The 2,066-nt window shown below is 45.5% G+C and carries 1 protein-coding gene and 1 pseudogene; one reads left to right on the top strand and one right to left on the bottom strand.

Going from position 1 to position 2,066, the window contains the following annotated elements; genetic code table 11:
- Positions 1 to 374 (bottom strand): annotated as a pseudogene (locus tag OSCI_RS29300) (hypothetical protein); the annotation flags it as partial.
- A 10-nt stretch (positions 375 to 384) separates the two neighbouring features.
- On the opposite strand from OSCI_RS29300, the gene OSCI_RS03270 reads away from it, so the two are divergent.
- Positions 385 to 1,854 (top strand): CHAT domain-containing protein, encoded by a 1,470-nt coding sequence (locus tag OSCI_RS03270; protein WP_007353435.1) that lies wholly within the window; start codon positions 385 to 387, stop codon positions 1,852 to 1,854.
- The last annotated feature ends 212 nt before the right edge of the window (positions 1,855 to 2,066 follow it).

Here is a 2,066-nt window from a genome sequence, read left to right as displayed (position 1 = left end):
GAACCCGCGCCAGCACCCATAATAATTAATCTGCCGCCTCTGCCAGCATCTGCGCCAGCACCAGTATCGGCATCTGCACCAGTATCAAGAGTCAATATCGCCCCAATGCCAGTACCAGCACCCGCGTCGGTTGTAGCTGCGCCAGTATCAACAGTCAATATCGCCCCAATGCCAGTACCAGCACCCGCGTCAGTTGTAGCTGCGCCAGTATCAACAGTCAATATCGCGCCTGTACCTGCTGCGTCAACACCAACAGTCAATGTCACGCCAGCACCAGCAGTTACTTTAATTCCTGCACCGACAGTCAATATCACACCTGTATTGCTTTCTGAACTATCAATCGCTATAACACCGGCACCGATACCGACTCTCAACCAAACGCCTGTGTTGAATTTAATACCAAATCTAGATCGGACAACGACAATAAATCCGACACCAGCGATCGCACCAGTACCCGCGCTAAGTTCGCCATTTCCGCTTAATCTCGAACAGCAGAATCAAATATCAAATTCTTTGGAACAAAATTCGCGATCGCCCTCTCCTCAAATCAATATTGCTGATTTACCAATTAATCCCAATGCTATTGTTCTCCCCCAAGAGGAAAGGTTGACTCGCGATTTTGTCAAATACCTAAGTTTGCCTTACCCGTCTCGGATGGCAACATTACAAGATGCCCAGAATATCCTAACGAGAATTGAAAAGACGACTGGAGTTAAACCAGCAATCATTTATATCGGCTTTATGCCGAAAGGTTCTAGTGCTTATCAACTAGAAAATATATCCTCAATTCTGCAAATCGATCGGCAAATTCAACCTAGTGACGAACTGGAAATGCTGATAGTTACGCCTAAAGGAGTTCCCATTCGCAAGCGCATCTCGCATACTACTCGCGCCCAAGTCGTCGCACTAGCCCAAGACTTTCGCACAGAAGTAACTAATCCTAGAAAACGTAATACTACAAGCTATTTGCCTTTAGCTCAGCAACTATATAAATTGATAGTTGCACCGCTAGAAGCGGATTTGCAAACACAGGGCATCAAGAATTTGTCTTTTGTTTCCGATACCGGATTGCGATCGCTCCCAATGGCAGCATTGCACGATGGGAAGGGGTTTTTGATCGAGCGATACAGTATTGGTCAGATGCCTAGTCTCAGTTTGACTGATACTCGCTTCGTCAATATCAAAAATTCCAAAGTGCTGGCGATGGGGGCCTCACGATTTGCTCATCTCAATCCTTTACCAGCAGTACCATTGGAATTATCAACTATCACCCCGCAGTTATGGCAGGGTAAATCTTTTTTGAATGAAGGCTTTACTCTGGCAAATCTGAAGGGAGAACGTCAGCAACAACCTTATGCGATCGTTCATTTGGCAACACACGCAGAATTTCAGGGGGGAAATCCTAGCAACTCCTACATTCAGTTATGGGATACGAAATTACGCTTGGATCAGTTGCGGCAACTGAAATGGAATAACCCCCCTGTTGAGCTATTAGTGCTGAGTGCTTGTAAAACTGCTGTGGGAGATGAGGAGGCGGAGTTGGGTTTTGCGGGGTTAGCAGTGCAGGGGGGTGTGAAGTCGGCTGTGGCTAGTCTCTGGTACGTTAGCGATGAAGGGACTTTGGGGCTGATGACGGAGTTATATCAGCACTTGAAAAGTACACCGATTAAGGCCCAAGCGCTACAGGAGGCGCAAATAGCTATGATTAGAGGGCAAATCCAAATCAATAATGGCAAGCTGCATACTGGTTCTGGGGAGCTGCTGCTGCCGCTGGAACTGGTCACAAGAAGCAATGATAATTTATCTCATCCTTACTATTGGGCGGCTTTTAGGATGATTGGTAATCCTTGGTAATACCATTTCTCCAAATTAATGCAACAGTAGCAACAGTAGGTTGATTCTATGTAGTAAACTCAACGATGTGGACTGTAGCATACTTTTAGAGAAATGGTATTAGTAGGGAAAGCTGTAATGATTCCTTTGGATATTGCCATAATTTTATAGTCAAACATGAGTCTATCTCATTTTAAACTCGTTCGCGATCGCGCATTATGAACCAATCTACC

This window comes from Kamptonema sp. PCC 6506 (assembly GCF_000180455.1).
GTDB classification, from domain to species: domain Bacteria; phylum Cyanobacteriota; class Cyanobacteriia; order Cyanobacteriales; family Microcoleaceae; genus Kamptonema; species Kamptonema formosum.
The sequence above is the reverse complement of the archived record's forward strand: the minus strand, read 5'-3'. Positions and strand labels throughout refer to the sequence as shown.